This is a genomic window from Cupriavidus sp. 8B (assembly GCF_054589115.1).
This window is the reverse complement of sequence record NZ_BAAILO010000483.1, coordinates 1-769: the sequence shown is the minus strand read 5'-3', so window position 1 is coordinate 769 and position 769 is coordinate 1. Positions and strand designations below refer to the sequence as shown.

Sequence of the window (769 nt, the reverse complement as noted above, 5' to 3'; positions counted from 1 at the left end):
GGGGCGGGAGAGAGGACCTTCTTGGATTCGTTGCGGCGGGAGAACAGTGGCATTAGGGCACCTGTTTGGATGCCGCTAATTGAACCAGCGAAACGCCCCCCACAGCGCGACGAAAGCTATACGATTTTCGACAGCTTTCAATATTTCTTACATCGGAGGCCGTATTCTCAACGGTTGCGTGGACGACGCCGACCTACTGTCCTACTGTGCGCTCACACGAGCGCTTCGGTCCCGCACCCCCGAGCACATGAGTCCACCCTACTGGCGAAAAAACGTCGTATTCATACGCCTTACTGCAAGTAGGGTGGACTCATGTGCTCGCCCCCCTCTCCCGCGCAAAGGCGCGTCGTCGGGATCGTCCCGTATCCGCGAAAAGCTCACGAAAATCGCATACCTTTCAATCGCACACGGGCACGCCGAACGAGAACAATAGCGGCATGTCTGCACCAGCCGCTCACCCCACCCTGCAATTCGATCAGCTCGAAGCGAGCGCGGTCGCCATGTTCTTCGAGGCGCTTAGCCCCATCAAAGCATTCGTCGAGGCCTCGGACATTGCCGAAGTCATGATCAACAACCCAGAGAGCCTCTGGATCGAGCGACATGGCGAACTGCGTCGGCTCGATATCCGGCTCGAACCGGCCATGCTCGAAGGCGCAGTGCGGGCGCTGGCCGCCTCGGTGCAGAAATCCGCCGTGCGCGGCACCGATCAGGGCATCATCAACGCCGGCTACAAGGGGATGCGGATTGCCGCGGTGATGCAGCCGACCGC

Annotated in this window: 1 pseudogene; it reads left to right on the top strand. The window is 60.1% G+C overall.

The features are described 5' to 3' along the window. Window positions 1-437: 437 nt before the first annotated feature. A pseudogene (locus ACYP5B_RS44795) lies at window positions 438-769 on the top strand (CpaF family protein); the annotation flags it as partial.